This is a genomic window from Pasteuria penetrans (genome assembly GCF_900538055.1).
In the GTDB taxonomy this organism is placed as follows: domain Bacteria; phylum Bacillota; class Bacilli; order Thermoactinomycetales; family Thermoactinomycetaceae; genus Pasteuria; species Pasteuria penetrans.
In genome coordinates this window covers 1,216,597-1,234,613 of the sequence record NZ_UZAC03000001.1, presented here as the reverse complement: position 1 = coordinate 1,234,613, position 18,017 = coordinate 1,216,597, and the positions used below count along the sequence as shown (strand labels likewise).

17 protein-coding genes are annotated in these 18,017 nt (G+C 45.7%); 10 read left to right on the top strand and 7 right to left on the bottom strand.

Features of this window, described 5'->3' with window-relative positions:
* Position 1: 1 nt before the first annotated feature.
* The 3 genes from PPRES148_RS11140 to PPRES148_RS11135 all read left to right on the top strand — a co-directional run bounded on the left by PPRES148_RS11140 (position 2) and on the right by PPRES148_RS11135 (position 880).
* Complete coding sequence (locus PPRES148_RS11140; RefSeq protein WP_187820637.1) at positions 2 to 418, top strand: hypothetical protein; 417 nt, start codon at positions 2 to 4, stop codon at positions 416 to 418.
* Positions 419 to 550: 132 nt separating this feature from the next.
* Positions 551 to 709 (top strand): hypothetical protein, encoded by a 159-nt coding sequence (locus PPRES148_RS05075; RefSeq protein WP_187820636.1) that lies wholly within the window; start codon positions 551 to 553, stop codon positions 707 to 709.
* A 21-nt stretch (positions 710 to 730) separates the two neighbouring features.
* Positions 731 to 880 carry a hypothetical protein gene (locus tag PPRES148_RS11135; RefSeq protein ID WP_187820635.1) on the top strand — a complete coding sequence of 50 codons (150 nt, stop codon included), beginning with the start codon at positions 731 to 733 and terminating at the stop codon, positions 878 to 880.
* Between the two features lie 886 nt (positions 881 to 1,766).
* On the opposite strand, the gene PPRES148_RS05070 is transcribed toward PPRES148_RS11135, so the two are convergent.
* From PPRES148_RS05070 to PPRES148_RS05045, 6 genes are all read right to left on the bottom strand, one after another.
* Positions 1,767 to 2,468, bottom strand: a complete 702-nt coding sequence (locus PPRES148_RS05070) for an ABC transporter ATP-binding protein (protein ID WP_149454242.1) — start codon at positions 2,466 to 2,468, stop codon at positions 1,767 to 1,769.
* Positions 2,469 to 2,495: 27 nt separating this feature from the next.
* Positions 2,496 to 3,299, bottom strand: a complete 804-nt coding sequence (locus PPRES148_RS05065; protein WP_149454241.1) for an ABC transporter ATP-binding protein — start codon at positions 3,297 to 3,299, stop codon at positions 2,496 to 2,498.
* A gap of 25 nt (positions 3,300 to 3,324) precedes the next feature.
* Positions 3,325 to 4,608 (bottom strand): branched-chain amino acid ABC transporter permease, encoded by a 1,284-nt coding sequence (locus PPRES148_RS05060; protein WP_149453532.1) that lies wholly within the window; start codon positions 4,606 to 4,608, stop codon positions 3,325 to 3,327.
* Between the two features lie 66 nt (positions 4,609 to 4,674).
* Positions 4,675 to 5,670, bottom strand: a complete 996-nt coding sequence (locus PPRES148_RS05055) for a branched-chain amino acid ABC transporter permease (RefSeq protein WP_149453531.1) — start codon at positions 5,668 to 5,670, stop codon at positions 4,675 to 4,677.
* A gap of 151 nt (positions 5,671 to 5,821) precedes the next feature.
* Complete coding sequence (locus PPRES148_RS05050; RefSeq protein WP_149453530.1) at positions 5,822 to 7,102, bottom strand: branched-chain amino acid ABC transporter substrate-binding protein; 1,281 nt, start codon at positions 7,100 to 7,102, stop codon at positions 5,822 to 5,824.
* Between the two features lie 811 nt (positions 7,103 to 7,913).
* Positions 7,914 to 9,215: a branched-chain amino acid ABC transporter substrate-binding protein gene (locus PPRES148_RS05045; RefSeq protein WP_187820632.1), complete on the bottom strand. Its 1,302-nt coding sequence runs from the start codon at positions 9,213 to 9,215 to the stop codon at positions 7,914 to 7,916.
* A 160-nt stretch (positions 9,216 to 9,375) separates the two neighbouring features.
* Between PPRES148_RS05045 and PPRES148_RS05040 the strand changes: the two genes are divergently transcribed.
* The 3 genes from PPRES148_RS05040 to PPRES148_RS05030 all read left to right on the top strand — a co-directional run bounded on the left by PPRES148_RS05040 (position 9,376) and on the right by PPRES148_RS05030 (position 12,475).
* A complete protein-coding gene (locus tag PPRES148_RS05040) occupies positions 9,376 to 9,561 on the top strand; it encodes a hypothetical protein (RefSeq protein WP_223127959.1) in 186 nt (61 codons plus the stop codon).
* A gap of 717 nt (positions 9,562 to 10,278) precedes the next feature.
* Positions 10,279 to 10,512, top strand: a complete 234-nt coding sequence (locus PPRES148_RS05035) for a hypothetical protein (RefSeq protein ID WP_149453527.1) — start codon at positions 10,279 to 10,281, stop codon at positions 10,510 to 10,512.
* Positions 10,513 to 11,425: 913 nt separating this feature from the next.
* A complete protein-coding gene (locus PPRES148_RS05030; protein ID WP_187820630.1) occupies positions 11,426 to 12,475 on the top strand; it encodes a M12 family metallo-peptidase in 1,050 nt (349 codons plus the stop codon).
* A gap of 305 nt (positions 12,476 to 12,780) precedes the next feature.
* On the opposite strand, the gene PPRES148_RS12285 is transcribed toward PPRES148_RS05030, so the two are convergent.
* Complete coding sequence (locus PPRES148_RS12285) at positions 12,781 to 12,990, bottom strand: hypothetical protein (RefSeq protein ID WP_223127958.1); 210 nt, start codon at positions 12,988 to 12,990, stop codon at positions 12,781 to 12,783.
* 292 nt (positions 12,991 to 13,282) lie between these two features.
* On the opposite strand from PPRES148_RS12285, the gene PPRES148_RS05025 reads away from it, so the two are divergent.
* The 4 genes from PPRES148_RS05025 (at position 13,283) to PPRES148_RS05010 (ending at position 17,926) form a co-directional block, all read left to right on the top strand.
* Positions 13,283 to 14,065 (top strand): hypothetical protein, encoded by a 783-nt coding sequence (locus PPRES148_RS05025; protein WP_149453525.1) that lies wholly within the window; start codon positions 13,283 to 13,285, stop codon positions 14,063 to 14,065.
* Between the two features lie 832 nt (positions 14,066 to 14,897).
* The gene (locus tag PPRES148_RS05020; protein ID WP_149453046.1) at positions 14,898 to 16,235 is read left to right on the top strand and encodes an IS256 family transposase; all 1,338 of its coding nucleotides are present in this window, start codon (positions 14,898 to 14,900) and stop codon (positions 16,233 to 16,235) included.
* 260 nt (positions 16,236 to 16,495) lie between these two features.
* Positions 16,496 to 16,849: a hypothetical protein gene (locus PPRES148_RS05015; RefSeq protein WP_149453524.1), complete on the top strand. Its 354-nt coding sequence runs from the start codon at positions 16,496 to 16,498 to the stop codon at positions 16,847 to 16,849.
* A gap of 18 nt (positions 16,850 to 16,867) precedes the next feature.
* The gene (locus tag PPRES148_RS05010; RefSeq protein ID WP_149453523.1) at positions 16,868 to 17,926 is read left to right on the top strand and encodes a transposase; all 1,059 of its coding nucleotides are present in this window, start codon (positions 16,868 to 16,870) and stop codon (positions 17,924 to 17,926) included.
* Positions 17,927 to 18,017: the final 91 nt, after the last annotated feature.

Sequence of the window (18,017 nt, the reverse complement as noted above, 5' to 3'; positions counted from 1 at the left end):
TGTGATGGTTGTATTATGGGCTGCTGTGGTTGTGGTTGTGGTTGTAGTGGTTGTTGTATGGGCTGTGATGGTTGTATTATGGGCTGCTGTGGTTGTATGGGTTGTTGCATGGGTTGTGGTTGTGGTTGTAGTGGTTGTTGTATGGGCTGTGATGGTTGTATGGGCTGTGATGGTTGTACGGGCTGTTGTGGTTGTATGGGCTGTTGTGGTTGTATGGGCTGTGATGGTTGTACGGGCTGTTGTGGTTGTATGGGCTGTTGTGGTTGTATGGGCTGTTGTGGTTGTATGGGCTGTGATGGTTGTACGGGCTGTTGTGGTTGTATGGGCTGTTGTGGTTGTATGGGCTGTTGTGGTTGTATGGGCTGTTGTGGTCGTATGGGCTGTTGTGGTTGTATGGGCTGTTGTGGTTGTTGTATAGGCCGCCATATGGGCTGTTGTGGTTGTAGTGGTTGTTGTATGGGCTGTGATGGTTGTGGTTGTAGTGGTTGTTGTATGGGCTGTGATGGTTGTGGTTGTAGTGGTTGTTGTGTAGGCCGCCATATGGGTTGCTGTGGTTGTAGTGGTTGTGAAGGTTGCTGTGGTTGTAGTGGTTGTGAAGGTTGCTGTGGTTGTAGTGGTTGTGAAGGTTGCTGTGGTTGTATGGGCTGTGATGGTTGTATTATGGGCTGCTGTGGTTGTATGGGTTGTGAAGGTTGTGGAGGCCATATAGGTTGTGTAGGTTGTATGGGCTGTGATGGTTGTATCATGGGCTGCTGTGGTTGTATGGGTTGTGTGGGTTGTGGTTGTTCCTCGTGGAGCGGATGGTTTTGGATTGTTGAATTGTGTGGGGTCGATTTCCCAAGGATACTCGCGGTATTTTCTTCTTCACGAATCCGATTGACGATGTTGGATGTGGATTTGTCCCCTAATAGGGGCGGTATTTCTACATTGTTGTTACGGACCTCTATACTATGTTCCCGCTGGTGGGTATCGTGGATGTTCTTTTGCGTTTCCTTCCTCAGTGGGGTCCCCCAATCATGGTGGTTGCCCCTCTGCAGATGGGTGCTAGGAACGATTTTGGGTTCCTTTCTTCTCGTGGGAATCCTTGCATCATGGATACTGCCATTTTCTTGTAGATGAGCACCACCGGGTGGTGGGGAACATTTTTCTGTTGGTATTTTTTTGTCGAGGGAATTCCCTTCTCTCCGTAGGCGCCTGCTGTGGACGGTTCCCGAGGATGTCTTTTCGGTAGGGTGAGCCTTGGTGTTGTGATGCTGGCGTGTTCCACCCCTTTTCAGGTGTTTTCCTGTGATGATCGTCGTGCCTTTAGGCATTCCCTGACCACGCAACAATCCAGATTGTTGTGAAGGGGTTGGCGAATGGGGATCCCATGGTGATTTCATAGTCAATCTTCCTTTTTCCGTATAGGGAATAGGGCCTGCCTTTATCTTGGGATTCATTCAAAGTGCTTTGTATCTATAGTCTATGCCACCCTTCCTAAGGGTATACAAAAAAATGGCTGATATAGGGGAAGATGATGCACAGTTTTCTAAAAGGATTCATTACTTTTCCACAGAAAATAAGCCCACAATGTGCTTCTACATGGTGGGGTTTGATTCCCAGGGGGTACTCTGTGTCCTTATACACCCTACGAGAATACTGTACTATTTATGATAAATATGATGGTATTCATAATAAAAATAATAAAAAAATCACAGGAAAAATAAAATGTACAGGGATGGCCCATGCTCCTTCCCCCCAGTCCATACGGTGGTGGTGTAAGGAGGTTAAGAAAGATAGGCCTCGCGTACCTGAGAATTATTGAGCAATGCCTTTGCGGGACCCTCCAGGGTGATTTCTCCCGTTTGGATTACATATCCACGGTGAGCAATTTGCAATGCCTGGTAGGCGTTTTGCTCCACTAACAAGACGGTCATCCCTTTTTGATTCAGTTCCTCAATGATCTCAAAAATCTGTTCAATGACCACCGGGGCTAGACCCATTGAGGGCTCATCCAACAATAGGATAGAAGGATCACTCATTAGACCGCGCCCGATAGCAAGCATTTGTTGTTCACCGCCGCTCATCGTACCCCCCTTTTGCTGTAAACGTTCCTTTAGGCGCGGGAAGTAGGCAAAGACCATCTCCATTCGCTCTTGGATTACAAAGGGTTTGCAATTGTGGTACAGGGCCCCTACCTCTAAGTTCTCTCGAACGGATAACTGTGGAAAAATGCATCGACCCTCTGGTACGTGGGAGATCCGTGTTTTAGCTATGATGTGCGGGGGTTTGCCCGTGATGTCCTCTCCAAGAAAACGTATACTCCCATTGACACGTACCTGTCCACAGATGGACCGTAGGGTGGTCGTTTTGCCAGCTCCATTGGAACCAATGAGGCTGACAATTTCCCCCTTTCGGACGGTAATGGAGAGTTGCGTCAACGCTTGAATGGGTCCGTAGTAAGCATCCACATGGGCGAGCTCCAACATGGTTTCCATGGATGTCATCCCTTTTCTTCAGGATTTTTGGGTTTCATCGGGGGACGTTGGGGGGGTAGCAGCACCTTTGCCTAGGTAGGCCTCAACAACCGCGGGGTTGTTGCGAATATCCTCTGGTTTACCGACGGCTATGGCTTTCCCATAATCGAGTACGAGGATGTGCTCTGAAATGCCCATGACGAGCTTCATATCGTGTTCAATTAGAATGATTGTCAATTGAAAGTCATCCCGGATACGGATGATCAGTTCTGTTAATTCACGTGTTTCACGTGGGTTCATGCCTGCTGCGGGCTCATCAAGCAGGAGGATTTTGGGTTTGGCAGCTAGTGCACGCGCAATTTCCAGTAGGCGTTGTGATCCATAGGGGAGCTCACGAGCGTTTCGATTGGCATCTTGATCGAGCTCCATATAGGCAAGTAATTCATAGGCGCGAGAAACTGCTTCCTCCTCCTCTTGCCGGGCTTGTGGCATGTTGAAGAGGGCACTGAATATGCCGTACTTGAATCGGGTGTGCATGCCTATCAATACATTGTCTAGGACGGAGAGTTCGCCGAAGAGACGAATGTTTTGAAAGGTTCGTGAAATCCCCATAGCGGTGATTTGATCAGGTTTGTATCCCAGCAGGGACTTTTTTTGCAGGCAAACACTTCCCTCGTCGGGGGGATAGATGCCCGTAATCGTATTAAAGAAGGTGGTTTTACCGGCCCCATTAGGGCCAATTACGGCCGTGATGGAGTGATGTTGAACATCAAAATTGACATTGTTCACAGCGGTGAGACCGCCAAATCGTTTGGTAAGCCCCCTCGTTCGGAGAATAGACATGTGGGAATTCACCCCCCTTTCCTCGTTATGAATCATCAGATTCGCTGGATGGGTTATCCTGCGGGTATGCTACCCCTTGTGGCTGGGTTGCCATGGATACGGGGGGGGGGTAGAAATGGTTCTTAGCTGGAATCAGACCCTGTGGCCGGAAACGCATAATACAAATGAGGAGCACGCCAAAAAATGCCTTTTGCATTTTTTCGGGTGAGTATTGGGGATCAAAATTGAATCGGGTTTCGAGGAACTGTGTGAGATCGACGAGAAGTCCTAAATTGACAATCCCAACAACGGCTGCGCCAAGAATTACCCCCGGTACGCTACCCATACCGCCTACAATCACCATAGCGAGGACGATGATGGTTTCCATGAGGATGAAGTTGGTGGGATCGACAAAGGTGTCCTTGGCGGCGAGCATTACACCGGCACAACCCGCGAAGGCAGAACCAATCGCAAAGGCCAACAACTTCATACGAACGATGGGTACCCCCATGGCCTGTGCAGCAATCTCATTCTCCCGAATCGACTTCCAAGCGCGGCCTATGCGGGATTTTTCCAATCGTAAAATGATAAAGAGGGCCAAAGCCAACAGGGCCAGAGCGACGAAGTATAGTTGGTTGTAATCTTTGAGATCTATGCCGAACAAATTTGGATAGGAGATCAGGGGAATTCCCTTGGATCCATTCGTAATGTTAATGGGGGTGCTAAGATTTTCGAGGAATATTCTCAGTGCTTCGGCAAAGGCCAGTGTGATCATAGTCAAATAGTCTCCGCGTACCCGTAGTACTGGGAGTCCAACGACCAGGCCGGCGATGAAGGCAAGCCCAGCACCTAGGAAGACTATGAACCAGAAGGAGGATCCTGAGAAGGGATCAACATCGGTGTTAGGGAGAAGCTGCTTGAGTTGGGGACTAGCCAGGATGGCGTAGGTGTATGCACCTATGGCGAAGAAGGCAATGTATCCAAAGTCCAGGAGCCCTGTGAAACCAACCGTCACATTCAAACCAAGTGCCATGATGGCATAAATGCAAATTTGGGTGGCTAAATTCATGTAAGAGCTTTCAGATCCGGTTCCCCCTGCAGCCAACGGAAGGATGATGATGGTGAGGACAGCACCAATACCCCATTTGGTTTTTGCGGGAAAGGATGTGTAGTAGAGGAGGAGGAGGGATCCGAGAAGCAGGTAGAGAGCCAACGGAAATTGTTCGATAGTTCCTAGGCACAGGGCGCCTATGCCCGCTGTTCCTAAGAGGGCCCAGGTTTGAAAGGAACGGCTGGTTCGGAATAACTTATAGACGTTGCGTACAACCACAGTCGATGATCACCTGTGCCTTTCCCCATAGAATGGATGATCTTGTTGTGTGGGTATGGGAGTACCTCACACCTTTTCCCTGATGGCCCTTCCCAGCAAACCATTGGGTTTGAAGAGCAGTACTATGATGAGAATGAGCAAGGCAAAAATATCCTTGTAGGAAGACCCAAAAGCTCCGTTCGTAAGCTGACTCAGATAGGACCCACCTAATGTTTCACACATCCCTATCAGGATTCCCCCCAGAACGGCACCGCGTAAATTACCAATCCCCCCCAGAACGGCTGCTACGAAAGCCTTGATACCGATTAGTACGCCAATGTAGGGATTGACATTGGTATATTGTTGGGCGTACAGGACGCCTGTGGCACCGCCAATGAAGGAACCTATGAGGAACGTGATGAGAATGACCTTACTTACGTCGATCGCCATGAGTGAGGCTGTGTGCCGGTCTTGGGCCACGGCTCGCATGGCTGTCCCCCATTTGGTGCGGTTCACAAAGAAATCGAGGCCCGCTACAATGATCAACGTGGTAATGATGATGACGATATGGTTGATCTTCAGCTGGAAGTCATGGAACAGTCCCCCTGTATATTGGGACATCCGGACAGGGATGGATCCACTCATCAGGGTTTTACTCGTGATTTCATAATTCCCACCGGAGGTGAGCTCTATGAAAAAACGGAAAGAGTCCTGGAGTATGAGGGAAACGGAGAGGGCCGTGACTAAGGCTGCCAGTTTCTGGGTACTTTGTTTTCTTAGGGGCCTATAGGCCAGACGCTCGACACCGACACCAAACACACCTGTGATGATTCCACTGATGAGCAAGAGCACGAGCAGCATTAGGATAGGGGGAAGGGAATTAGCCCATTCGTATCCTTGTGTTTTGATGATCATGAGTGTACTGACGACGGCGCCTGCCATAAAGATTTCCCCATGGGCAAAGTTGATCAACTCGAGGATCCCATAAACCATGGTGTATCCAAGCGCTACAACGGCATATACGAATCCCAGTACAAGCCCATCGATCAGTACCTGTGGCAGATTAGTAAACATCCCTGTCATTACGGTCCATCCTTTCTCCCCGCCTTGTGGACAGCGGATAGGGGAATAGGTTTTTGTGGGTGCGTTGTGGGTAGTACGCCATTCCCTGTTGACATAGGGGGTCCGGGGATGGGGGATATAGACCTACTACTATTTGCGGAATTTTCAATATTCATGATGATATCCCACTGAGATCGAATTTTTTAATAAACTCCCCCGGGTACTGGTTGTTGCCTGTAAATTTAAAGAGGAACACCTTGCTAAGAGCATTATTACCTGCATTGTCTAGTTGTATTTCCCCGCCCTTATTGAAGTACCCAAAATTCCGGACAGCTTTTTGAACTAGATCGCGATCGATATGACCCTTCTTGCCGTCCTGAAAGAGACTGGCAGCGGGTCCCTGTTTCGATGATTTGATGGGATAACCCTCGGAATCGATTTTCCTGTCCAGAATGTTGAAAATGACTTCGAGCAGATACACACCCGCTAGGTAAGCATTGTACGTAAGCACATCATATTCTTGGTTGGGGAACTGACGTCTGAAATTTTCGATCCACTTTCTTCCCTCAGGGGTTTTGGTGAGATCCTCTCCGATGGAGGTGTAGTGGACATCGGAAAGGCCCGGGTTAGAGCCTACCATGGTTGCCAGTCGGGGGGAGTCCACGCCGTCACCGGTGAGGAAGGAACCCGTAAAGCCCTTCAGGCGAGCCTGCCGGTAGAAGGGGGCGAAATCAGGGTAGGTTCCACCAAACATGATCACGGTGTCTGTAGGGTTACCCGCTCTCGCCTTTGTCTGCAGGATGGAGTTTAAGATCCCACTGTGGTCCTTTTCATTGGGCGTTATGCCCTCGAAGGCAAGGATAGTGCCCCCTCTTTTTTTGAAGTCATCCCTGACTGATCGTGCTAGTCCTTCCCCATAGGAACTTTTGTTGTGGATGATAATCATGTCCTTGGAGTGGAGGGATTCAGTAGCAAAGGTAGCCAGCGCTAAGGCCTGTTGTGCATCACTTGGACAGATACGGTTGACGGATTTGAATCCTAGTCGGGTAACCTCATTCCCCGTGTTGGAGGGTGACACTAATGGGAGTTTGCATCTCTCATAATCGTTGGCAGCAGCGATGGTTGTGGTAGTACTTTGGTGCCCGACTAGCCCTGCAACCCTAGGTGTGGAGCAGAGGTTGACGGCGTTTTGCTTGGCCTTAGCGGGGCGTTTTTCATCATCCTTAGCCGCTAGTTTCAAGTGGAAATTTTTTTCCTCGAAGCGTTTTTTGTACTCTAAGATAGCAAGACGTACGCCAACTTCAAATGCCTTTCCCTGTGCCGACTGATCTCCTGATAGGGCTGACTGTGAGGCAATCATGATGACCTCTAGATCGCGGGAAAAGAGATTGTCGATAGAGGGTACGGCCGCAACGGCGAATGCCAAACTGAGGCCAATCCATTTCCTCTTCATGAGTGTGCGAAGCCTCCTTACCCCTTTGGTTCTACGTTGCCACCATGCGGGTGGTAATGTAGGTTTGGGATGGGGGGTGGTATGGGTGCACGATCTGAATGCATGTGCATACGCCCCTATTCCTTAGATATTTTTCTTGCAATAGAGTCCTTTCATTGAATTTCCCTGTAACGGATTTGTGTCACGGATTGGTTCTACGTAGTCCCCCACAGCATTACATAATCCCCGGACGGGGCGGCTTTGGATCGTATTTCTGTATTGGATCACTGGGATGATGCATCCGAACCTATAGGGTGGGAGTAGGAACCGCATTAGGAATACAAAATATTTATTTTCAGCGAACATAAACTGGTTTTGGCCACGGAAATACAATGCAAATAATAAATTAATTTAAAAAACACCCGGCAGATAGCACACCTTGGAGCGATGGGACGCTTATTCGGAAGGATTGCTAACCCCTAGGACGTATAGACGTGATTATAGCACAGTTGCGCCCTTTCCTTCCAAAATTCCCTGTAGGGGGGATGGGACACACCCTGGGTTGCTTTTTTGTTGGGTACTATTAAATTAGATATTTCCGGGATCCATGGGGCATGCACAAACGAAAACCATTCCGTTTTCCCCCAATAAAATTTCCCGCATGGGATACGGGATAGCTACTGTGTTGAAAATTTTGTGGTGCTTATACATGGACGTCCTTTTCCCGTGCCGCATTCCATCCCCCGCTCAGTAGAGGGCAGGGGGGATGGATGTTTCCATGGGGAGGGGGGTACCCCCCCTGGGATCTCGTTTCTTCTGCCCCCATTGCTAGTTATGTGGGATCCCCTGGGGATCCCATTGCACGTGGGGATGCCATTTTGTTTACCGGTAGGAGGACTTTTTGTTCTTTATCGTATCGACCCAGTATTTTGGCGGGATATTGTGAGGTTATAGATCGTATGTAGACGTCGGCGTATCGATTGTCGCCCTTTTGATCCAATTGAACTCTGGCACCGAGGGGGCTCGTATAGAGGGGGGCATTTCTGATGGCGCGCATGATCAATTTCCGGTTAGGATATCCGTCCCTGTTGAGGGGGGAACGTACCTCTTCTTCTCCCGCGGCGTATCTTGCCCGGAAGGTGGGGTCGTGAAAGAGTTGATAGATGACATGGAGCGAATAGCTGGCAGCGAGATAAGCATCGAAAGCGGTTGCGTCGGGCGAGATGTGGAAGGTTTGGAAAAATCGTTTGGACCATTCTGTCCCCCCGGGTGTGGATTCAATATCCCCCGTGAGGGTGGTCATGTACACGTCATGGATGCTTTCCCCAATCATCTCCAGGGTTTTTGGTGAGTCGATGGCTTCCCCGGCAAAAAAGTTCCCGTTGAAGCCCTTTGCTCGGGCCTGTTTGTAGAGAAGGGAAAATTCTGCATAGAGTCCACCAAAGAAGATGCCGTCAGGATTCCATCTTAGGAGGGAATTCACAGGCCCGCTAAAATCCTTCTCCCCTATGGTAATGGCCTCTATATTCGTGACCTGGCCCCCAAGTGCAGTGAAATGCTTTGCGAAGGAGTCTGCAAGACCCGCACCGTATGCAGTTTTGTCGTGTAGGACACCGATTTTGCGCATTTCCCGATAGCGATAAGCTATGTGGGCAAGGGCTTCGGCCATCTCATTTTCCCGTGCGCAGACGCGATTGATGGTGGGATTATGCAACTTGGTTAACTCGTCCCCCGTATTGTGGGGTGAAACGAGTGCTAAATCGCATCTTTTATAGGCGCCAGAGGCTGCAATGGCTACACCTGTATTGTAGTGGCCAATGACGGATCCCACGGAGGGGTTCTCAGAACAGAGACGGACGGCATTGCTGATGCCCTTTGCCGCTCTCGATTCGTCATCCATGGAGGTTAGGCTCAGGTTAAGGCCTAGATCATTTTTGAATTCGTCCCTCGCATCCATCACGGCTAACCGGGTACCATTCAGGGACATCGTTCCCATGGCCGACGATGGGCCCGATAGGGGGGCTTGTAGGCCGATTTGGATTGTTTTTGTACGATCCTGCTGGAGGAATAAACCCCTAGAGCTTAGTAGACAGGCGGCCAGGATGAGCGCGAAGACTAGGGTTCGCTTTACCACAAGGACAATTTGACCCCCTTCAATATCCCTGTCTCCTTCGAAACGTAGTGGTTATTTATCTTGTGGCTTTATTAGGGGACAGGGGGAAGATGATGGTATCTTTTTAGGTATGGTACGTACTTCTTACCGATTGGAGGGGGAGTTGCCAGGGGAACCCAGGGTGAAGCTGTGTCAGCCTGGGATTAGCTCCTCCAACCTGTATGGGTTTAAAAAGAGTTTGGCTGTGATTATAGCACATTTTGAGCCCCTGACCGTGTGGGGTCTTGTTACGTCCCCAAATCCGGGATACAGGGGGCCTCCTATGCCGGGGGATCCATCGCAACAGGGGGTTATGGTAGGATCATAGGATGGGGGAATGTTTGTTATTTAATGTTTGTTAGTTAATAAAAAATAATTCATTGTTTTCGTATATTATTATTCGATAAATTTTTTTGGTCTATATTACCCTGGAAATTGGAATGGAATGAGGGTAGATTACTATCATTTTTCATAATTTTTGCATTGTACAATTATTACATATTATTGATTACCTAATCATCATTTAATTAAAAATATTATTTATTTTTTATGAAAAAATAGGGGAGTGAGGGGGTATGTCAGAGGATCATAGGGAAGATAGGGGGAAACGATTTTTTCCAGGATGAGGGTTTGGGGTAGGAATGGTGTAGGATGGTCTTTCTACCCCATGGCAGTGAAGTATACATGAAATTAAACTAAAAATCCATAAATTTTCAGTTGATGCAGACGGACGGCCCCTGTCCTTTTCGGGTGTGCATGGTTGGACGTGTGTCAGGTTGCATCTGACCGCGTGCGTAAATTCTCCCGGGACGGGTCAACCCCCTATTTTTACCCCACCATGGCAAAATAGCCCTACCCCTCGTCCGTGCGGAACAAAACAGGTCCATTCCCCATTTTTATTCATAATTATTCCTAAAATAATAATTATAATTAAATTTATAAGGTATTAGGAACTCACCATCGCTAGTTTATGTCCTACGCTCGTTGGTTGGGTCCTCAGTCCTCCGGGACAGTCCGAACAAGAGGGGAGTTGCCTACCGGAATTGTGAACAAAATGCAGTTCCAATCTGCAGCAGGAGACCATGAGCCAACTCTCCGGAATCGTACACAAAAAAACCCGATGCATTCGATCTGTCGAACCATGATTCAGCAGCCCTCACTCCTGAGACTGAACCCCCCGGGTCCGAAGTTTGGCCAAGAGCCGCCCATAGTAGCCAAGGGAGATATGAACAAACCCCTTCTGTGTACGTCCACAAGTATCACTATCAAAAAATATTAATTTATATTTATTTTTTATAGGTATGAATATAGCAACTCAAAATCAGGGTACCCCCTTGATAAAATCTTCAATACAATGGAAAAACGATGCTCGTTGGGTTCATCCCAGTTCGTTCTATAGTTTTTCCTTTCTTTATGTAAAATATCATAATCATAGTTACGAGTGGGAATGAAATACCTTTACGAAATAATTACCATGAATGCCTGATTCTATGAAGTTAGTCTATGTTTATCTAGATTCATTGTCTTCTTTAGAATTGTGAAACAGTGCTCCCCTGATGAATTTTTTTCATTAATTCCTTATATCCCTCTATTTGCGGTCTATAAAAATTCTCTCTTTGCAGTGGATTGGTGATGGAGTCCGGTGTTTAGGTTCTTCGCTTGTTATATCCAGCCAGTAATTTCAAACCGTGTTGCTTACATAACCCGAACAGGTCATGTACATCGTAGGCACTATCTGCATCTGCTACTAGGCCTCTATCTAATTCACTTTTAATAATTTAATCAATTTTTAAATAGAGCACTGTATTCTTTTTCTTTTATTTTATTTATTTTTATAGTTTACTTTTATATGTTCATATAATTACATTTTTTATTATTTTATTGTTATTATTTAAACATATATGTATTAAGAAATATATAGTATTATATTATATAAAGTGATATCAAATGATCAATGATGAATTAATACAGAGGGAAACATGATTTAATATTAATTTTATTTATATTTTAAGAAAATAAAAATAGGGAGGGAAGATGCTGTGAATAAAATATACAAAAAAATTATTATATCAATACCAAGTTTATCTATGTTATCCTTTCTTGTTTGTCCCCCGTCCACCGTAGGGGCGGGGGACGGCCTGCCTCCACCCAAGGAGCGAAACCCCTACTTAAATTCCCCTGCGGAGGGGGGGATGAAAGCACCCAAGGGAGGCTGGAGAAGGGTATCTGCTGACCATATAGGTAATGATATAAAATCTTTTATAAAATATAATATTTTAAAAGATAATAATTATGAGATACTAGATTCCTATCAGAAAGTAAACGATTCAATCTTCCATGTTCGGGCTCGTCTCCTTCCTGATAATGCTAATTTGAATGTAATTATAGATACAAAGAATGAATTAAAAATAAAGTCGGTGCAGAAACAACTCCCCAGTGGTGAATGGGCACCCTATAATAAGGATCAATGGACCCAATCCAACCAGGACAACGGGCCAAAGACAAGAGATGAAAAGGATCATATGAACAAGGGTCCAGCTGACCAGGACAACGAGCCAAAGACAAGAGATGAAAAGGATCATACGAACAAGGGTCCAGCTAACCAGGACAACGAGCCAAAGACAAGAGATGAAAAGGATCATACGAACAAGGGTCCAGCTAACCAGGACAACGAGCCAAAGACTGAAAACAATAAGAACGATACCTCGGAGGGGAAAACCCTCCTTGCTTCTGTCTACGCCACCCCCTCCTACAACCGGGAGAGAGGGAAGGATAAGGCTGATCAATTGATTCAGTCTACGAGTGATTGTTTATCCCATAATATAGGTTTTAAAGTGAAAATGGTTGATTATCAAACTTTGAATATGGATATGCCAAATATATCCCAAGTTTTCTCAAAATTTTCGGGAATGTCTAAAAAATCCTCCCACCGTGTGCATTTCAACATCTGTCTCATGTGGAATCCTAGTGGTGAGGGGATGGTAACAGGTTTGGCTTTTATAGGGGGAAGTGCGGATAAACTACCCTACCCTATCGTTGTTAATCCGTCGAAACTCAATACGGATAAGGTCGGTGCACTTTCTGTAGCACACGAAATTGGCCATTCTCTTGGGCTTACCCATGATAGGGGTTCTACTAATCTAATGAATCCCACCGTTGATAATAATAGGTCCGAAATGTCGCCCGACCAAAAAGCAAAAGCCAAAAAATCAGCAGAGAGTTATGTTGATAAAATCAAGTAGGTGTTGTTTATAATAAAATTATATAAAAATTGTATAAAATAATATTATTATTAAGGAATAATACGATTGGGTATGACCTTGTCCGTCGGAAGTCGAATCGCTAAGGTCCTGGGAAATCCCAAAGCCAAGATGAAAGGGGGGGAACTCTTCGAGTACCTACCATAGGAGGATAGGATAGCTCGGACGGTTGGGTCAGGAATCGACTCGAACCCCCCCTGATTCCTATGAATGCCGCGCTCCGGGGAAAAAATTCTTCCCCGGATGAGGGACCAAGGGCACACATCGTATGAGGGTGTCTTAAGCCCTCATTTGGCCCCATTGGTTCCTGCACTATCACCCTTTTGGACCGATGGTTGCAGGAATAACGCCATTCCGGATGTCCGGGGATATGGGGTGCAATTTCCCTGTTGAAATAGGCCACACTGGTCTGGTTTTCTCCCTGGTTTGTACGGGCTGTTCCCGGGTTCCTTGTTGGCCACACATCGTGTAATTTCCTTTGTTTTTTTGTCTTGCACAAACATGCTTGCCCTCCATTGATTAGGGTTCCCCCTCTGGCCCGTCCGGGTCTCCGCTGTTCATAGCGGGTAGATGAATGGCGACTCTTTAGCATGGATTTTTTTATAGGAATCGGGTGGGCGGTGACGTATTAGAAAACGAATAAGATGCTTGCTAGGGAGCACCTATCCGATGACTGTAAAATTAAGGATCATGGTCCCCTAGTTTGATAGTTATTAAGAAAACAACAAAAAAATTAGGTCATTAGCCCCTCTTCTGCTATAATGCTCCATAGAGAACCCTCAAATTCCTATGGAAAAGCAGGTGTTAGAGCTAATGACCTACCCCCACTCTATCACAAATCTCCTTGGCAGTATAGACAGCGTAATATCTTATGTTGAAGTCGGTTTATCGGACGTACCCAAACACTGTGGACGCATTTTCCAGAGTAGGGTTCGGGACCTTTCCGAGGTTCTTCTGAACATGAACCCCAACAAGGATTTGGATCCCGAGTCTGTCGTAGAGAGCATTCAATTTTTATCTGTTAACAAAAATAAATTACAAACCACCTATTGGGCCAAGGATTTTATAACCACAAAGATATTGCTTGAAGCGGTGATTGGGAAGCTACGGAACCTTGGCTTTAATGATATAGATATTTTTGAGTGGATAGCCATAACACTCAAGGAGGCTCTAGAGGAGGCAGAACCTTCACAAGGATGTGTCATTGGGAACTACTACCTGTGGTTGATGGACCGGACGTGGATTCCACAACAGTTTGGGTATCTTCCTAAGACAGAGGAGGGCTTTATCGACTATCTGAAACAAAGCTTGTCCCTCATGCAGCTATGGGGAATACCTTGTACAGAAGCAGTCCGTGTCGTTGTCCTAAAAATACAAAGGATCCCCAATCAATACAATCTGCCCTTGACAAGCGCCTATACCTGGTTGAAAACGGAGGGTTATCAGGACGTACTGGATGGTATAACTATGCCTAAGGATCAATCTATCGAAGAAACGGAAAGGACTACTGTATCTATTCTTCTAGATCCGGATCATGTGAAAAATTTGGTCATATCCCACTTTCCGCTGTAAGATTCAAGAGCGGGTAGTCTGTGGTCCCTAAAAATTCCCTATTTGCGTCTTTTCGATGAACAATTGTTTTTATGTTTTTAATAAATAGATAGAAATTTATTGTTAAATCATATTGTAAATAGCACAAAAGGCGTTATAGGGGTGCTTTTTCTCGGAATCGTGGTTAGATATATCTTCAGAATAATTTTATTTTAATCAGGGGGTTTCCTCTGGAGGAATCCATAGGTCAGCAAAACGTCCCTCCTACACGAAACGGGAATCTCAGTAGAACCTAAAGCTCCCCCTTTCCCTGTTTTTGGTCTCTGTTTTTGTCTTTAGTCCCTTGATCTTTTGTTTTGATTCCCTTGTGTTTTTGTTCCTTTCCCCCTGCCCCCTGGCCTAAGCCAGGGGGTTTTCGCGCCCCTACCCCTCCTCCCCCCAACTCACCGTTGTTGTTTGTGTTGGCCTGGCCCATTGTGTAATGGAGCCCGGCTTCCCCATCGTGGGGGCTCCAGAATGGCGCTGCTGCATGGCTTTCCTTTATCCCTCCCTGTGTGTGGGGGAGGAGGGTTCTTCTATGACTGTCATTGCCCTTATGTAGCCCTGTGCGACCCTATAGTCCTTCTCACTTTTACATACACAATTCCGCTATTGTCCTTCGGAAACAGTCGATCCTCTACTCAAAAACTCTGTTCCATGATCCCTTCTGGATCCTCCATTCCACGATATGCATGATGATCAACAGGGTTAGATGAGATAGAAAAGGGAAATACAAGACAAGAGTGGGGAAATGTATAGAGGACAACCGCTTGGTTTCTGAAATGAAAAACTTAATATAGGAAAGGTTGGTTTTATGATTCCAATTGACTTGGATATAGACAGAATGGAAAAAAGGATAGAAGAACGTATACAACATTACGAACAGAAAGGATTATCGCTTCAGGAATCCATCCCCCATGTAGTGGAAGAGATCGAGGAAGATTCTGAATGGGCTCCTGGTCCCATGGGGAGGGCTTATACTTTTATAGCCAATTATCAGTTTAAAAAACAAATTTTAGGTGGACGGGAGAAACACCAAAGGGGTCCCGATTTCCCAAAAGTAGACCGAAATGGTTATAAAAAACGTAAAAAACGCACCAGCAAAGGAATTGTGGTTTACTATGACCCCCAGCCAAGAAAAGGGCATTTCCGATCTGCGGTTACTAAACCCTACAAAAAATATACGAAGTCGTGTATAGATATTCTTTCCTCCTTACGTAAGGCCGGTATGTCCATAAAAAAAATATCCGAATTGTCGAATGATATTCTGCGATCAAAAATCTCACGCTCCACTGTGTCAAGATTACTTATGGGACATCTAAAGGAAGAGAATAGAGGATTCAATGAGGAACCCATAAGAAACCCGCATGAAATTAGGACCGTAAAGGTGGATGCTTACTACAAACCCGTTCGTGGATTCGGGAAAGTAGCTGTCTATGTCATAAAAGCGAGTAGGAAAAATACATCAGGGATAAAAACAGATGAGGTTTTATCAAGTTTGGTAAATCCCCCCGAAACAGCTGAAACTTGGTATGAAGCCCTCCAAAATGTTTACGACCGTGGTTTACGGATGGGTCCTGATACCCTTTTTATTGCTGATGGTCATAAGGGAATCAGAAAGGCGCTAAGCCAAGTATATCCCGAAGCAGGTTTTCAAGGGTGTCAATTCCACAAAATGGTGAATCTTTACCAGGCCTTCAGAAAGGATAGACCGAGAAAAAAAGGAGTGAAGTGGGAACCCATCCGAAGCCGGATTTATCAAGACATTTTTCATGTTCTTGACAAAAAAGAAGCCCTTCATGGCTTGATACGCTTTAGTGATGACTATCAATCCAAGTTGCCCAAGCTCGTTGAAGGTCTATGGGCTTCCTTTGATGATGTGACAACGTATCTCGATTACGACCTAGCGGATGCTGTTCAAAATCGTACAACGGGTTCCTTAGAGAGAAATCACAGAGAGGCCAGACGTTATACGAATGGAGTGAGCTGTTATCCTACCCTTGATTCATTCCAAAGGGTGATTGATTCCGTGTATAAAAATTTCAACTTAGAGCAGGCAAAGAAACTTAGTGGGATGGATAATCACTCTGTGTCCGCATGGGGACTGGGAGAATTCGCTATCCCTGCCATGTATCCCCTATCTTCACACTAAAAAAAGAATATTCTTACATTTATTTTCAGGAAAACCAACCTACCCTGAGTATGGGTATGGCTTCCATTTTTTTACATAATTGCCATTTACAGTAATTTTTTATGTTTTATTATAATTTTTAAATTATTGTGTAATTTTAACTTTTATTATGTATGTCAATAGTTGTAATTCACTACGATGATATGATTTCTGAAGGATGGGGAACCCAAGAAAATCAACCAGGGGGAGATTACAACCGAAAAAGGGATATCACCAAAAATTTGAAGGATGCGGTAGCAATAAGGGAGTTCAATCACAATATGCCAAAACCCGGCCTTTCACCCCCCGCTCATGGGATACCCGAAGTAGAGGTGGTAGGCTTGGTGGCAGCACATCTCCCAGAAAAGTACGGACCTGTTGGGGAGAGGGTGTCGCTGACCCTACTTGAATCTCGCGCAAAGCAACCCTCACCTGAAACAAAATGTGCTGCCTGCGGGTGTTGCTTGGTAAAAACGGGATACTGGGTAAACAAAGCCGGTTTTCAGGATAAACCAAGAATTATAAAACACGGAATCATCAATGACTGGGTTTGTTTATCGATTATGCGTACACAGAGATGGGAGTGCCCGTTGTGAGGGAAAGACGTTACCCATGTGTATTCCATAATTGAACCTAAGAACACGTACACAAAGGCATGTAAAAAATCAGTTGCTGATATGGCAAGCGTTTCGACAGCAAAAGCTTCCGCAGGGTATCATGGGATTCCAGAGAAGACGGCTTATGGGATGTTGTTTGAGGGGGCCCTTCCGAAACAAGGACAGGAGCTAGCAGCGGAGGCCTTGAAAAGATACAAAAACCGGGAGGTCAGTCCAGAAAAGATGCGGGAGATTTTGCATTGGATTATCGAGACAGGGAACAAAAATATGGTAAAATCAACAGATCTTGATAAAATTGATAGTTCGGACGAACTCCCGCTGATGGATCCAAGTCAGAAAAATACCATTATGTACGATGGAGAAGGAAGGGGTGTAGTGTTATCCCCTCAGGAACTGAAACGGCTCCGTGCCCTGTGTACATATGGTATCGTTTGCATCGATGATACCGCCGTACGTAAAGGAAATGAGTATGTAACCCTCTTTCATGATCCAATTCATAAGACTGTATTGGCCGTGATCAAGGGGAGAAGTCAAGAAGAACTCGAAAAGAATATCAAGGAGTTCCACCCGGAATTGCTTGAGCTGAAACCAGCTGCCGTTATTATTGATCGCGCTAGGTCCTATCGGAATTTCATAGAAAAAAACTATTGTGATGCGGTGATCATCCATGACAGATTCCATATTGTTATGAACATAAGGGATCATGCCCTGCATCCAATGGTAACGGGCTTTTTCAAAAATAAAAAATTCGTTGATTTTGTTGATCAAATGCTTCTGGATTTGCTTCAAAAGAGCCTTTATAAGCAACTTACACCCCAGGATGAACTGGCACTGCAGGAGCTACTCCAATACTTTCCTGACCTCAAACTCCAATACGAGAAAATAGAGAAAACACGCTCCCGTTTTCGGAAACAGTATGAAAAATCTATGCTATCTAGGAATGATGTTGATGAATGCATATCAGGTGCTACCGCAGAAAAGAACGATCCGACAAGTACCACCCAGAGCATTGGTTTCCAAAATTTGGTTCCCTCCCCGACCTATAATAAAATTTAATAAATATAGTAATGTTATTTGATAGTACTTGCTCCTTCATTCAATGTATCGCCGGGGAATAGATCAGCACGATATTTCATAATAAACAGTT